A 13,346-nucleotide genomic window follows, 5' to 3' on the forward strand; every position below is an offset into this window, starting at 1 on the left:
GGCCTCTCTTCATTTATGAGGCATTTCTTTCTCAATTCTATACATCACTTTCATAACTTCGGCAGCATTTATGGTATTGATTACACAAGCCACTGAAGCACTTTACATACATTTCGCCTCTAATCACACGCCTTTCTTTCTATTAATCGCATTTTTTATATTTTCTCCAGAGATCATAAAATTTCTCTCGACGCCCTCATTATAACGTGTATATTTATAAAATTAATATTTTTATATTTCCAGAAATATTTAATGGATATAATTTTACATGGATAATAATTTACAGTTAGCATGCAACCCTTGTTCCTATCGCTTATAACGGAATTAATCAGCAAAAAACACAGTAAAATATTGTTTATTCAAGCTACTCATTTTAAAAATATTTATATTCTTCTTTATCTAAAAATTTTATTTTGACTTGAAAAAGATATTCTAATAAATAATTAACGTGGTTAAAAAGAAATTTATTTTTAAATACATAAACCAATTTTTAGGTTGTATATTATCAATATTGCATTCATATACATTTTTAGGAAAATACATATTTTAACTTGATGAAAATAAGAGAACCGCTAACATTTTGCAAAAATCTTCGCTAAACGAAAAAATAAAATAAGCTGCCCATATGGACAGCTTATTTACATCATTATCATTGTTAGGAGTGGGCAAACGAATCACTTCAATGTCATCTTAATTTTAGTTTTTTCAACTCTTCTTCAGGGGTATTTCTATGTTTGTATTGAATGGGTTTTATTTCATTTCCTTTTAGATCCTATTATTGCTTATTGCACGATCCAACCTATTAAAAACGAATAATGTAATCTTTAAAACCCCTCATTAACTAGCTCTTTTATCAAGTTTAATTTTGCAGAGAGCTCAATAAACCATTCTTCATCCCCTGTTAATAATGCAAGGTCTATAAGATAAAGGATTTGCTCCTTATTTATTACCTTTGATTCAGGGAGTTTGTTAACATGTTTACTAAAGAGTAAAATCGCTTCGTTCATTGTGTACTTGTCGTCACGTTTCACAATGCTAACTGTAACTACACCCTCCACTTCATCAAGTGATACAATGTAACCAACTATGAATTCACCCTCATTTGATATTCCACGAACCCAATCTCCCACTTTTAAAACATGATTATTATTTGACATCATACTTTTTCACCTGCTTATAAATATTTTTTGTAACGATAAAAAAGATATAAAAACCAATTTAAACTGTAATGTTTTTTATTACATTTATTTTTTAAGAACTCACGGCTACATAATAATTAAGCCGCTTAACGTTCTTGATTAATAAGATCAACAACTTCTTTCATTGTATAATTCTTTAAATATTCACCTAGATGTTCTTCCGCACCTAAGAAAATAGCAAAAAGAACTTTCCGCATGTTCGAACCTACAATACACTGATCATTTGATTCTGGACACTTCGGCTGCAATGCCCCTTCAGAGGTTATTTGATACATATTCCAAAGATTAATTTCACTTAAATCACGGGCAAAAATAAAACCTCCACCCGTTCCCTCTTTTGATTGTATAAACTTATGTTTTTTTAACAAACTTAGCACTTTGCGAATGCGTACTGGATGAACACCTGCACTTTCGGAAATAGCATTACTTGTTGACATCCGATCTGGCTGTAAAGCTAAATAAGTTAAACTGTGAATGGCCAAGGTAAAGTCGCTGTTCATTGTTGTCCTCCTACGATAAAAAATATGATTTCTCGTTTAGTAACATACTGTAGCCATAAATATTACAGATAGGTTAGTCAAACGTTAAAATATATAAGAAGCATGCTTAGCATGAAAAAATAAATTCCTTTATATTCTATCAGAACTCCCCTATATCTCCTAACTTCATTTAGCTTTTTAAGTTGCAAATAAATTTAAACAGTCCACTGTTTCTTAACTTGTTCTTCTGCCAATTGTTTAATTTTTGTCCAAATCGTATCTTTACTCACAATAACATTTGTGTGATAGTTTCTATCTTTATAATTAACTGTAACACATACTTCAATCACTTCTGTTTCCTCCTTTCAAAATATTACTTATTAATTAGCCATTTTTTGCAATTCTATATTCAAAAATGTTCGAACGCTACGCGGTAAAAATTTGCGAATTTCTTCCTCATTAAAACCAACCTGTAATCTTTTTTCATCCAGCATAATTGGACGACGTAACATTTGAGGATACTCAATTATTAATTTATAAAACTCATTAAGCGAAAGCGCCTCAATATTTATATTTAATTCCTGAAAAGTTTTAGATCTAGTTGAAATAATTTCAGTAGCACCATCTTCAGTTAAACGAAGAATGGATTTAAGTTCATCGACTGTAAGAGAATTTGATACGATATTTTTTTCGGTATAATCAATTTGATGTTCTTCAAGCCATGCTTTTGCTTTTCGGCATGAACTACAGCTTGCTGTCGTATATAAAATCACCATATTTTACACACTCCTTTACTTTTTAAATTATTATATAGATTATTGAAATGTATTTAAAAAAATTACAGTTCAGAATGAAATACACGTTATATTATTCATTCGAGAATATTTAATTTATCTGTTTTTCACAAAAAATAGCAACTCACTTCTAAAAACTATACTGTAATTTTAAACTTTACAGTTCAATTAATCAACTGTTAAGTCTTGGATACATTCCATTAGCGGAACAAATCATTTTCTTTTGTACGAATGTCTCATAGTGTTACGGCTAACCACCTCTTTAAAGTACATTTTATCCCGCTATTTGAGTGCACCGCCTCAAAATTTGGCAAGAGCAAAAAAGTTAGGTCGAAGTCGGGCTCCCCTTAATAACCCAATTGGTAAGGTCTAATTATATTTCACTTTATTCATTTCATTCTTACATGTGCTACTATGAAATATAATTAGCATAATAAAAGCTACTGCATTGTAGGAGGAAATACGCGAACAAAAAAGCAAAGCGCCCACGCTTTGCTTCCTACAAAATCCCTTTTAACTTTTCACAAATTAACTTCGCTAAATATTCATAACCTTGTGGTCCGAAGTGTAAACCGTCCTTTTCATCATCTTCTACAAATCTCTTATAATCCTTTTCTTGAATCATTTCAGCGTACAAATTTAGAAAATGACTACCTGTTTCTTTCGCCACTTCCTCAACCACATTTGCATATTGACCGAGTACTTCATTCGTTCTATTATGTTGCCTTGCTTCATCAACTGGTGCAGGACTAATAAGTAATACTTTTTCTGATGAAATCGCACTTACAATTTTCTCTAAATTTTCTTTGTAAGATTGTAATGGCACTGGATCAAATAACACCGAATCATTCGTACCAAGAAAAACTGTTACAAAGTCTGGTTTATGTGATAGTACATCATCTTCAACCCTATGTAACGCATCGAACGTATTATCGCCCGGACCCCCCGCATTTACCACCTTCCAATTTGGAAACATCTCTTGCAGACGCGGTGTTAACCTTGGCGTTCCATCAAAAAACGTTTCATCAGCTGTAATACTATCACCGAAGCATACTAACGTTTTCATAGAGCTAATTCTCCTTTCACGTACGAAATAACTTTCCTTCTACCGCCTTAATATATCTTTCAGCAGAACGTTCCACTGCCTCATTTGCATTCTCTTTCACTACTCCGTGAAAAGCATTATATAAACGATTAAACTGTAATGGCTTCACTCGATTCGCCATTTCCTCCACTTTTCTCGCTGGCAATGGAATTAAGTTTGGATAGCTGTACATGAAACTCACCCACTGCTGATCCGCTACGACTTGAATAATATCACCTGTTAATAAAATACCTTTCCCATCATTTCCTTCTTCCCAATGTAATACAGAACCGCCGCTAAAATGTCCTCCGAGACGATGAATAGTAATTCCGTCCGCTAATTGTAAAGACTCACCAGACCAATAAATAATACGACTACTCGGGCGTACTACCCACTCTTTATCGTCTTCATGTATATAAATTGGTACATCAAACGTTTCTGCCCATTCTACTTGTATCGAATAATAATGAGGATGAGATAGTGCAATCGCATCTAACCCGCCCCACTCTTTTATCTTCCCAATTGTCGTTTCATCTAAATAAGTAATACAATCCCATAATAAACGATAGGAATCTGTTTTTATGACAAATGCTGTTTGACCGATCGCAAATTTAGGTTTTGTCGTAATGCTATAAAGTCTATGCTCTTCTTCTATTATTTCATTTTTATATGTATCACTCGTTCGCAAGTTTTCTAAAGTCGTCCAAGACTGCCCTTTCGGATTCACATATTGTCTCTCCTCATCACAAATAACACAACTTACCGGTTCTTCCACACTCGCTGCATACTGTACGCCGCACGTTGTACAAACGAAATTTTTCATAATAATTCCCCCTATCCATATATTTTTATTAAGCTGATTTTTGTTGATAATGATCTATTTTTTTATTTTCAATTAATAAACCTATTAGAGTTAGTAAGTAGACAGCTGTAACTGACAATGGAATTACAGTAAATCCATTGTCAGCAAAAAGAATCCCGCAAACTGACGTTACGAATACGGTCCCTACTGACAGTAAACCATAACTTTTACTTTCATAAATCCATACGTACGGTACAAAATGAACACCTATTAACATCGCTACTACAAAAGGTAACCACTCTGGAAATTGAAAATAGGCAAGTAACACAAACGGAATATTTAATACATTTATCCCGCCAATTACTCCTGCTAAAGTCCCGAGCGGATTTCCTTTCGCAAACATATCAATTTTTAATATGGCAGCTATCATTAGGCCGCAAGGAAACACACACCCCATACCAATTAAATACACCCACACAACTTGCTTTTCTGAAAGAAGAACACCCGTTATACTCGCTACAACCCAAAATAAAATACCAGCTATTATAACTGGAAATCCTTTTTTCGTTCTTTGTGCTAAATCTCGTTTTGCTTCTGCTATGTTCATTTCACTATCTCCCCCAAACTATTTGTACTATAAAGCCGGCTCAATTTCGCCCATCCAATAACGCCAAGCTATTAAGTAATCTTCTAAATCTTTCGGGTGGTGTCTTACACATGTATCTATACGCAAATATAATCCTATTACTATTTCTTCGTATAAATCTCGTTCTGTTTTATGAAATACACATTGCTTCATCACATAATCAATCGTTTCTTTCGTTACATCTTCCGGAGTTGAACAGAACGCATAAATTAAATCATATAAAGGATCTCCTAAAATAGGTAACGGATCAATTACCCCATGTAACCTATTCTGCCGAAATATAAAATTATGAAATCCGAAATCACCATGTAATAAAAATGGCTGATTTACTCCGGCATCCCTATTTGCTAGTTTAAGAACAATTCTATAATCTTCCTCACTTATGTAACGTCTTACATTTTCATAAGCTTCCATCACATTTGCCGTTAAAAATTCATTCCAACATTGAACCGGACTTTCTTTCCATCCCCAGCCTTCTGCCTCTGGAACCATTTTATACTTATTGATAACTTCTTTTACAAGTGTACGAAGCGTACTTCGTTTATATCCTTGTTTACACAAAGTATTACCTTCAAGGAAAGAATACACGAAATATGTATGTAAAGGTTCCTTATACAAAAGCTTTGAAAATAAACTATTCTCCTCATAAAATGAAAGAAAATTAGCTTCTTCACGTATTACTTCCGCTTCATTCAGCTTTACTACATATTTTTCGTCCAACAAATATACAGTACTTGTCGTTCCTCCGTTCAACGCTTTTACGCTATTTGGATCATGTGAAATAACTTTCTCCTTAACTAGTTGTGCAGCAATTATTGAAATGTCCATTCTCTCACCCTTTAATTCCGAAGATTCCCCCAATTCGAAAGACAACTTTACTATTATTTGACAATCGCAAGAGAATCCCTTCTAACATCTTAATATTGCAGAAATTAATTTTCATTTTATCAAAACGGCTTCCTTCAAGATTTCATCATATAATTCATTCCATTTATAATGATACGCTGCACTCTCTTCTACTCTAACAAACATCCTTTTATCGGATTCATACTCACCGTCAAACTTATGCACTTCATTAATCTCCATCCGGTAGAACGGCTGATACCCTACTTTTGGATACGGACTATTTTCATTCCAATTTGGATTATCACTATGGTCAACGATAATATATCCAAATAAAGTACATTCTCCTTTTACATAACCTTCTTCCCACGCTTCTCTTTTAAAACATTCTTCTGGTAGTTCCCCTTCTTCTATATGCCCACCAGGAAAGTCCCAACCACGCTGCTCATGGTCTATCAGTAAAACCTTATTATTATTATTATGAAAACAAAAACCGTGAACACTCGTGATTCTTTCGTATTCTGGCAATATACAATCTTTTTTCCACGTTAACCTCACTTTTGATTCCCCATAATTTGCGCATATAGTTACCATTTCCCTCACTCCAAATGCTCTTCATTTAATCTAATAATCTCTATTGCACGATCTCTTTCTTTTAACTTACGAGCCAAACTTCCTACACCAAATACTTCTGTAAATGTGTGGCTTCCTACAATCAAATTGATGCCTTTAAATTTCGCATGTTGCACTGTATATAATGTTTTTTCTCCCGTTATGTACGTATCACAACCTTTTTCTAGCGCACGCTCAATAAGATTTGTATTGTTTCCTGCACCTGTTAATATCGCAATCCGTTTTACTGGCCTGTCATGATTTTTCCAGCTCTTCACTTTCTCTTCCATTCTCTCTTCAAGTTTTTCAACTAAATTTGAAAACGGAATCGCTTCTTTATATTCTCCTATTCCCGGTAGCTCTTCTTCCTCATACGTGGAATATTCCAGTATTGTATCTATCCCAATTTCATTAAATAACGACGTACACGTGCCAAACTTTACAAAATCTAACGGCAAATGAATCCAAAAATGATTCATTTCATATTCTTTTAATTTCTCAATACAAGCCTCTTCCATACCGAATAGAAAACTCCACGGTGCATGATGTGTAACTATCATATCGACACCATTTCTATATGCTTCTTCAATTGTCTCTAGCGTCAAATTTGTCGTGTAACCTATTTTGTGAAATTCCTCTTTACTAATGTGAGTGAAGCCATACTCGTCATCACCGTATTTATTAAGGTGCTCTTCAAAAAGTGATGTAATATGTTCTTTAAACTGCGTTATATTCATTTTCATTTCTCCTTTCATTTACTTTTATATTTCAAAAATAAGGAAATACTATTTAACGACGTTACATACATATAGGAGGACAATATGAAACCTGAATTTTTAAAAGCTATACATGAAGCGATTGGAAATGTTGAGCATATTCATATAGAAGAAAGTGGTGCAGATAGTTTACTCATTCATCATGATGATGCACAGCAATTAAAACAAGTTGCTGAAACGTTAGAAAACAATAATTTCCGCTCTACTATTAGAACAGCTGGGGATGCTTCGTATATTGAAGTGTTGAACAGGTAAGAAGAAGTCCCGGTTATATACTGGGCTTCATTCTTTTATATTGAAATTTCAAACTCTTTTACATACACCGCTGTTCCAGCAATATCAATTTGTAAGTTATCATTTTCTACATCTTTCGTTACATAAACCATTACACGACCATCTTTATTTATTTCCTGTCCTTGCTCAACGATTAACTCCAGTTCATGGTCAAAATCTTTCTCCAAATACGTCGCATAGTAGGCTCCCATTACACCTGAAGCTGTTCCTGTCACTGGATCTTCAATCGTTCCAGAATAAGGTGATGAAATACGTTTATGTTCTTCATTTACCTATCTCCTAACCCTTTTTAAATAATTTATAATAACTCTCTATCTCCGTTTTTATCACACAATTATTTCTCCAAAATATCCTCTGCATCTTTTCATTTGAAGTATGTGTGCTTCCGATGTAATAAGTAGCCCCCATTTCCTTTAACATATGTAAAGATTGAAGATGCAGTTGGGAAGCAATTCCTTTCCCGCGATAATAAGGCATTACCCCAAAGTAAAATAAACGTCCTTCACTTTCTGTTCCAGGCTCTATATGCGGTATGGACAAACCAATCGGCTCATTTTTATCATAAAAAACAATGCATGACTTTTCCCAACCTTTACCTAACTCTGTTTGCACTGAATGCAAATGTTCATCGACATTCAGAATTGACGGTCGATTTCCTGATTCCAACATACATTGCTCCCAAATGCATGTGAATTCTCTTTCCGATAATGTCCCTTCTTCTATCGAGCGATATGTATATTGTTTTTCAAGCGCCTCTATATTGTTCAACTCTCTACACACTTCTATCTTTGTCGCGTACAAATCAAAGCCCTCATCAAGTAACACTTGTACACTTGCGTTATAACTACTAAACCTTTTGTTTAATACAATACTCGCTCTTTTTAACTCCCAGTTAAAACAAACTTCTTCAAATCTACTTACCTTTTCTTTGTAAGTTTGTGCGCTATAAAAAACATCTTCTTCTATTTCTTCAATCGTTACTGCATTTGGTAAACCATTTAATACTTTTCTCGAAGGACCAAATAAATTTTGAACAACTGTAAGATCGTACTTCACCACTTTATTTCACCTACACCCGGCTCAATAAACTTCCCTGAAACCTTCTCATTTGAATCTATTACCCAATCATATATATTTTGTGCTCCTTCAGCCGGAGTCATATTCGCATCAAAGGCACCAATGTCAGTCTTTAATTTTCCAGGGTGAATTGCGGTTACACGAATTCCTTTATTCTCAAACTCTTGTTGTAAGCAGAGCGTTAACATATTTTGTGCGGCTTTAGCAATTCGATATGAATATGAGAACTTACCTTGTGGAAACTCTTTGTTCGCCATTTTATGCAATGAACCTAATCGAGAGGACACATTTATTATTCTCGGATGATCCGATTTAGCTAAAGTCACATATGTACCTTTTACAGCTCGAATTACACCTAAGCAATGAATATTAAATAAGTCCGTTAACTCTTCTGAATTTGTATGTAAAACCTCAGTCTCTTTCCCAGTAATGCCAGCGTTATTTATAACTAGATCAATATACTCTGTATATTCCTCAAGCTGCTTTTTAATTTGCTCCGTACTCTCATCAATCGATAAGTCTGCTAATATAGGAAAACATCTAGAAGAAAACATCTGTTTTAACTGTTCTATCGCTTCCACACTTCTAACTAGCGGATAAACAATATGTCCATTTTCATGAAACACTTTCACTAACTGTAACCCTAATCCACGATTTCCACCTGTAATAAGTACTCTCATATACTCATCTCCTTATTTTTATAATAAATAAGAAAATCTACCCACCTACCATTTTCCTGCGAAAATGCTTCCCTCTTACATTCAAAGGAAAATCCGGCTCTTTCCGCAAGACGAACGGATGGCTCATTATCAACATGTATATGTAATTCGATTCTATGAAATTGAAGACTATTAAAAAATAACGGTAGTGCAGATTTTACACTTTCTACTCCGTATCCATTTTTCCAATATTGATTATGAATAGAATAACCCATCATTGCCCATTGATAATCCATACGTAAAATTTTAATAAGCTCTAGTTTTCCAATATTCGCTCCATCTTTTTTTCGGAATATGCCTAATACGTACATTTCATCCCGTCGTGCCGCCTCATCAAATCCTCTTATCCATTCCGTAAACCATTCTTTCGTTGAAGACGACATGTCATGATAGCCATCATCGTATTTATATTGAGATGGTAACCTCTTATTGAATCCATCTAACCAACTTTCATAATCCTCTTTTTGAAACGGACGAATAATCAGTCTCTCTGTCTCTACTTGTAATAGTGGCAGCTTCATTTATATCTCTTCCTTTAATTGTTAATTGAATATTCTTTATTATCTTACACAAAATACAAAATCTAGTAAATCATTATGTTTTTTATAAACAAAAATCCAGTTATGCTTTTTACATAACTGGATTCTTCATTATTTAATAACCTTTTATTTCACAAGAAAAACATCCCTTAATTCCCTCTTCAACACTTTCCCTAAAGCGTTTTTCGGTAATTCGTCCATAAATACAACTTCTGGTATTTTATAGCTTGCTAGTTTTTCTTTACAATGCTGAATAATCTCTTCTTCTGTTAAAGACGTTTGAATGTCCTTTACAATGTAAGCTGTTGGAACCTCCCCCCAAAAGTCATTTGGAATCCCAACTACTGCAACTTCTAAAACGCCATTTATTTCATGAATTACATCTTCTACTTGATCTGGATATACGTTGTCACCACCGCGTACGATAACGTCTTTATATCTTCCCATAATATGTAGAAATCCATCATCATCTATCATACCGGCATCACCCATGTTAAACCAATTATCTTTTACTACCTTCTTTGTTGCCTCTTCATTATTCCAATATCCTTTAAACATGTACGGGCTTTTCACGTGAATCTCTCCAACTTTATTTGTTGTTAGCTCATCACCTGTTTCTGGATGAACAATTTTCAGCTCTACATGTTTCAAAGTTTTCCCTACAGAAGACATTTTTTCTTTTCCCATATTTGGATGCCAAGAAGTTACTACCCAACCTTCTGTACTCCCATAACCTTGCACCATATAAATGCCTTTTTCCATATATTTTTGAATGAGTGTTTCTGGCACCTTTGTACCACCACTTTGCGCTACTTTAAAGGCCGAAATGTTGCGCTCTTTTTTATCTAATTCATCAAGCATGTAACTATAAACAGCTGGGAACGCAAGCATCGTAGTAATTTTCTCTTCTTCAATCTTATCCCAAATAAGAGTAGGATTCGAATCAGCTAAAAAGACCATCGTAACGCCATGATAAATACAATTTAAAATAGAAAGCACACCACTCATATGAAACAATGGGTGCACTGATAAAAAGCGTTCACCTGCTGGAATTTCTCTTTGCCCCGCAATTTCAGTAAAATAATGGTGTAAGTTTTTATGACCAATTACACATGCTTTTGCCTGTCCAGTCGTTCCTGAAGTAAATAAGTAAATAGCATCATCATCTTCATGAACTTCCACATTCGGCTCTGTTATTGGCTGTTCCTTTAATTTTAATTCAAATAAGCCAAACCCTTCTTTTGTCGTCTCAATTACATAAGGAATTTCTTTAACTCCATTAATCTTTAATACAACTTCACTAAATTCATCATCAATAATTAATACTTTTAATCTCGCTTCTTTTACAATCGATTCTAATTCATAAGCAGTAAGCTGATGATTAAGCGGAATAAATACCGCTCCAATTTTTAAGCTTGCCATCATAACGCTTGGAAACGGATGATTATTTTTGCATAGAATTCCTATACGATCCCCTCTTTTCACACCGGTATGTAACAAATAATGTGCAAGCTGATTTACTCGTTCATTATACTGCTGAAACGAATACCTTTTCTCTCCACCGATAAGCGCTTCCAAATTTGGTGACTGCATTGCTCTTTTTTGTAATAATTGTCGCATCGTTCTCAAGTAAAACTCCCCTTTATATATGTTAGGATTTTATTTTACCAGATTAACTATTAATTTACTAAAGATTAAACTTAGTGAATTTAAATGAAGTGAATCTTTAGTCGATGTGAGGTGTTCATCCCGACTGATTATTAGTCCACACCTTACGGGCGGTTAATGCGGGATAAACAAAAATAGCCATCTACTTAACAAGTAAATGGCTATTTCTCCTTATATATTAGAATACTCCTTATTCATCACATATTTCACATACTCAGGTGCACTTTTGTCAATCTCTTCATCACTGATTTCATATTCCGCACCATATAAATAAAATGATGGTATAAATTCCATTCCTGTATATAAGCTCGTAGCGTGGAATGGTTTCGTTAATTCATCCATTGTAATTCCGCTATTTTTATAGTCTTTTTCTAACCCACCTATAGAAATAGCTACACCAAATTCTTTCCCCTTCACTTTATCCCCTTTTGATCCGTAGGCAAATCCATATGTTAATACATCATCGAACCATTTTTTTAATAATGGTGGTGAACTGTACCAATAAAGCGGAAATTGAAATATATATCTGTCATGTTCTACTAATAGCTTTTGCTCTTCTTCAATATTAAACTCCCAATTTGGTGCCGCTTTATATAATTCATGCACCGTTATTTCATCCGAATGTTTCTCAAGTTCTTCGATCCATCTTTTATTAATTTTTGATTTTTCAATATCAGGGTGTGCTACAATTACAAGTGTTCTCATCATCTTCCATCCCCTTTTTAAATTATTCAATCCTTTACGTATTAGTATGAGTGAGTCACATATAATTGAAAAGTACGTACTTTAAAGTGCTATAGGAACCTTAAAGTACCTTTGGAGGTGTTATATGAATCAAAATGATAATTGCCCAATCGCAACGACACTCGACGTGATCGGTGGAAAATGGAAAATTCATATTTTATGTGTTTTGGCGGATGGAAAAATGCGAACAAATGAAATAAAACGAGAAATTCCAAACATTACACAAAAAGTTCTCACACAGCAACTTCGGCAACTTGAGGCTGATGGGATTATCCATCGTACTGTATATCAAGAAGTACCACCAAAGGTTGAGTACACAATAAGCGAACATGGAAAATCTTTAATGCAAATTATGGATGAACTATTTGAATGGGGAAAAGACCATCAGATTAAAAGATTACATGACTAAAAAAACTACCAAATTCTTTACATACTAGTGGGAATGGCACATCACTATCAAGCTAACAAAAAGACCCTAATAAGAAAACTTTCATTTTTATAATCCATTTAAACTTTAGCTTGATAGTGATACGGCAAGACCCTAATAAAGAAATGTATTAAACAAATTAAAAACAACAACACATACGACTAATGTTAATAAGAAAATTATAGTCGCTGAATTGCTTACTTAATTTTGAAATCTAAACAGTTACCCTTTAAGCCAAGCTTAATAATATCGCTTTTGTACGATTATCTGTTACTTCATAATAAATTTCTAATCCTTTCCGAGTACCTGTAACGACTTTAGTAGCTTTTAATTTAGATAAATGTTGACTAATTGTACTTTGAGGCATTTGTAATGTTTCATACATTGTCGTTACGTTAATAGGACCTTTTGCAAGCATTATCTTTACTAATGATAAACGGACAGGATGCGCCAATACCTTTAATACTTCAGTGATTTCTTCATACATTTCTTTCATATTTTTTCTCCCCTTTTATATAACTATTAATGATATGCATATATATAATTCGAAAGGATATACGATTTTATGTCCGTCATTTTAAAAAATATTAAGAAATCCCTTCAGATGGAAGGAATCCCTCTGTTCAATATTCTATAGATTTTT

18 protein-coding genes and 1 pseudogene are annotated in these 13,346 nt (G+C 33.8%); 2 read left to right on the forward strand and 17 right to left on the reverse strand.

All coding sequences use genetic code 11. The annotated features are described in order from the left end of the window. Window positions 1-824: 824 nt before the first annotated feature. The 10 genes from MKY90_RS16940 to MKY90_RS16985 all read right to left on the reverse strand — a co-directional run bounded on the left by MKY90_RS16940 (window position 825) and on the right by MKY90_RS16985 (window position 7,196). Complete coding sequence (locus MKY90_RS16940) at window positions 825-1,160, reverse strand: IDEAL domain-containing protein (protein WP_000987460.1); 336 nt, start codon at window positions 1,158-1,160, stop codon at window positions 825-827. Window positions 1,161-1,285: 125 nt separating this feature from the next. Next, window positions 1,286-1,699, reverse strand: coding sequence for an Rrf2-family transcriptional regulator SaiR (gene saiR / locus MKY90_RS16945; protein ID WP_001083471.1), 414 nt, complete (start codon window positions 1,697-1,699; stop codon window positions 1,286-1,288). A gap of 194 nt (window positions 1,700-1,893) precedes the next feature. Continuing rightward, the gene (locus MKY90_RS16950; RefSeq protein ID WP_000573513.1) at window positions 1,894-2,028 is read right to left on the reverse strand and encodes a BA3454 family stress response protein; all 135 of its coding nucleotides are present in this window, start codon (window positions 2,026-2,028) and stop codon (window positions 1,894-1,896) included. A 30-nt stretch (window positions 2,029-2,058) separates the two neighbouring features. Beyond that, a complete protein-coding gene (spxA, locus tag MKY90_RS16955; protein ID WP_000236196.1) occupies window positions 2,059-2,454 on the reverse strand; it encodes a transcriptional regulator SpxA in 396 nt (131 codons plus the stop codon). Window positions 2,455-2,971: 517 nt separating this feature from the next. After that, window positions 2,972-3,538, reverse strand: a complete 567-nt coding sequence (locus MKY90_RS16960; RefSeq protein ID WP_002128326.1) for an SGNH/GDSL hydrolase family protein — start codon at window positions 3,536-3,538, stop codon at window positions 2,972-2,974. A 16-nt stretch (window positions 3,539-3,554) separates the two neighbouring features. Next, window positions 3,555-4,379: a hypothetical protein gene (locus MKY90_RS16965; protein ID WP_002167930.1), complete on the reverse strand. Its 825-nt coding sequence runs from the start codon at window positions 4,377-4,379 to the stop codon at window positions 3,555-3,557. 28 nt (window positions 4,380-4,407) lie between these two features. Next, window positions 4,408-4,965 (reverse strand): DUF7010 family protein, encoded by a 558-nt coding sequence (locus tag MKY90_RS16970; RefSeq protein WP_002014046.1) that lies wholly within the window; start codon window positions 4,963-4,965, stop codon window positions 4,408-4,410. 27 nt (window positions 4,966-4,992) lie between these two features. After that, entirely contained in the window at window positions 4,993-5,832 is an 840-nt protein-coding gene (locus MKY90_RS16975) for a phosphotransferase family protein (protein ID WP_002185321.1), read from the reverse strand. A 111-nt stretch (window positions 5,833-5,943) separates the two neighbouring features. After that, the gene (locus tag MKY90_RS16980) at window positions 5,944-6,441 is read right to left on the reverse strand and encodes an NUDIX hydrolase (protein ID WP_341092013.1); all 498 of its coding nucleotides are present in this window, start codon (window positions 6,439-6,441) and stop codon (window positions 5,944-5,946) included. 5 nt (window positions 6,442-6,446) lie between these two features. After that, on the reverse strand, window positions 6,447-7,196 hold the full coding sequence (locus tag MKY90_RS16985) for a Nif3-like dinuclear metal center hexameric protein (RefSeq protein WP_098167798.1): 750 nt from the start codon (window positions 7,194-7,196) through the stop codon (window positions 6,447-6,449). An 84-nt stretch (window positions 7,197-7,280) separates the two neighbouring features. Here MKY90_RS16985 and MKY90_RS16990 point away from each other — a divergent pair, with 84 nt between their 5' ends. Then, complete coding sequence (locus MKY90_RS16990; protein ID WP_000801639.1) at window positions 7,281-7,490, forward strand: hypothetical protein; 210 nt, start codon at window positions 7,281-7,283, stop codon at window positions 7,488-7,490. A gap of 35 nt (window positions 7,491-7,525) precedes the next feature. Here MKY90_RS16990 and MKY90_RS16995 read toward each other — a convergent pair. From MKY90_RS16995 to MKY90_RS17020, 6 genes and pseudogenes are all read right to left on the reverse strand, one after another. Further along, window positions 7,526-7,786 (reverse strand): annotated as a pseudogene (locus MKY90_RS16995) (PhzF family phenazine biosynthesis protein); the annotation flags it as partial. A 22-nt stretch (window positions 7,787-7,808) separates the two neighbouring features. Further along, window positions 7,809-8,585 carry a GNAT family N-acetyltransferase gene (locus MKY90_RS17000; protein ID WP_141506922.1) on the reverse strand — a complete coding sequence of 259 codons (777 nt, stop codon included), beginning with the start codon at window positions 8,583-8,585 and terminating at the stop codon, window positions 7,809-7,811. Next, entirely contained in the window at window positions 8,582-9,286 is a 705-nt protein-coding gene (locus MKY90_RS17005) for an SDR family NAD(P)-dependent oxidoreductase (RefSeq protein ID WP_098167796.1), read from the reverse strand. Before MKY90_RS17005 ends, MKY90_RS17000 begins: the two co-directional genes overlap by 4 nt. After that, on the reverse strand, window positions 9,283-9,846 hold the full coding sequence (locus MKY90_RS17010; protein ID WP_215551954.1) for a GNAT family N-acetyltransferase: 564 nt from the start codon (window positions 9,844-9,846) through the stop codon (window positions 9,283-9,285). Before MKY90_RS17010 ends, MKY90_RS17005 begins: the two co-directional genes overlap by 4 nt. Window positions 9,847-9,990: 144 nt before the next feature. Then, window positions 9,991-11,493, reverse strand: coding sequence for a class I adenylate-forming enzyme family protein (locus MKY90_RS17015; protein WP_098167795.1), 1,503 nt, complete (start codon window positions 11,491-11,493; stop codon window positions 9,991-9,993). Between the two features lie 210 nt (window positions 11,494-11,703). Then, window positions 11,704-12,237, reverse strand: a complete 534-nt coding sequence (locus tag MKY90_RS17020; protein ID WP_141506924.1) for an NAD(P)H-dependent oxidoreductase — start codon at window positions 12,235-12,237, stop codon at window positions 11,704-11,706. Between the two features lie 124 nt (window positions 12,238-12,361). Here MKY90_RS17020 and MKY90_RS17025 point away from each other — a divergent pair, with 124 nt between their 5' ends. Further along, on the forward strand, window positions 12,362-12,685 hold the full coding sequence (locus MKY90_RS17025) for a winged helix-turn-helix transcriptional regulator (RefSeq protein WP_002033301.1): 324 nt from the start codon (window positions 12,362-12,364) through the stop codon (window positions 12,683-12,685). 247 nt (window positions 12,686-12,932) lie between these two features. On the opposite strand, the gene MKY90_RS17030 is transcribed toward MKY90_RS17025, so the two are convergent. Next, window positions 12,933-13,199 (reverse strand): ArsR/SmtB family transcription factor, encoded by a 267-nt coding sequence (locus MKY90_RS17030; RefSeq protein WP_000661861.1) that lies wholly within the window; start codon window positions 13,197-13,199, stop codon window positions 12,933-12,935. Window positions 13,200-13,346: the final 147 nt, after the last annotated feature.

Origin of the sequence: Bacillus sp. FSL P2-0099 (genome assembly GCF_038007445.1) — a bacterium.
GTDB classification, from domain to species: domain Bacteria; phylum Bacillota; class Bacilli; order Bacillales; family Bacillaceae_G; genus Bacillus_A; species Bacillus_A mycoides.

What these genes read in the sequence shown, in the direction of transcription:
- MKY90_RS17025 (WP_002033301.1), top strand. Translation starts at nt 12,362, where the DNA reads ATGAATCAAAATGATAATTGCCCAATCGCAACGACACTCGACGTGATC.
- MKY90_RS16940 (WP_000987460.1), bottom strand. Translation starts at nt 1,160, where the DNA reads ATGATGTCAAATAATAATCATGTTTTAAAAGTGGGAGATTGGGTTCGT.
- MKY90_RS17005 (WP_098167796.1), bottom strand. Translation starts at nt 9,286, where the DNA reads ATGAGAGTACTTATTACAGGTGGAAATCGTGGATTAGGGTTACAGTTA.
- MKY90_RS17030 (WP_000661861.1), bottom strand. Translation starts at nt 13,199, where the DNA reads ATGAAAGAAATGTATGAAGAAATCACTGAAGTATTAAAGGTATTGGCG.
- MKY90_RS16965 (WP_002167930.1), bottom strand. Translation starts at nt 4,379, where the DNA reads ATGAAAAATTTCGTTTGTACAACGTGCGGCGTACAGTATGCAGCGAGT.
- MKY90_RS16960 (WP_002128326.1), bottom strand. Translation starts at nt 3,538, where the DNA reads ATGAAAACGTTAGTATGCTTCGGTGATAGTATTACAGCTGATGAAACG.
- MKY90_RS16980 (WP_341092013.1), bottom strand. Translation starts at nt 6,441, where the DNA reads ATGGTAACTATATGCGCAAATTATGGGGAATCAAAAGTGAGGTTAACG.
- MKY90_RS17010 (WP_215551954.1), bottom strand. Translation starts at nt 9,846, where the DNA reads ATGAAGCTGCCACTATTACAAGTAGAGACAGAGAGACTGATTATTCGT.
- MKY90_RS16970 (WP_002014046.1), bottom strand. Translation starts at nt 4,965, where the DNA reads ATGAACATAGCAGAAGCAAAACGAGATTTAGCACAAAGAACGAAAAAA.
- MKY90_RS17020 (WP_141506924.1), bottom strand. Translation starts at nt 12,237, where the DNA reads ATGAGAACACTTGTAATTGTAGCACACCCTGATATTGAAAAATCAAAA.
- MKY90_RS16975 (WP_002185321.1), bottom strand. Translation starts at nt 5,832, where the DNA reads ATGGACATTTCAATAATTGCTGCACAACTAGTTAAGGAGAAAGTTATT.
- MKY90_RS16990 (WP_000801639.1), top strand. Translation starts at nt 7,281, where the DNA reads ATGAAACCTGAATTTTTAAAAGCTATACATGAAGCGATTGGAAATGTT.
- MKY90_RS16985 (WP_098167798.1), bottom strand. Translation starts at nt 7,196, where the DNA reads ATGAATATAACGCAGTTTAAAGAACATATTACATCACTTTTTGAAGAG.
- saiR (WP_001083471.1), bottom strand. Translation starts at nt 1,699, where the DNA reads ATGAACAGCGACTTTACCTTGGCCATTCACAGTTTAACTTATTTAGCT.
- spxA (WP_000236196.1), bottom strand. Translation starts at nt 2,454, where the DNA reads ATGGTGATTTTATATACGACAGCAAGCTGTAGTTCATGCCGAAAAGCA.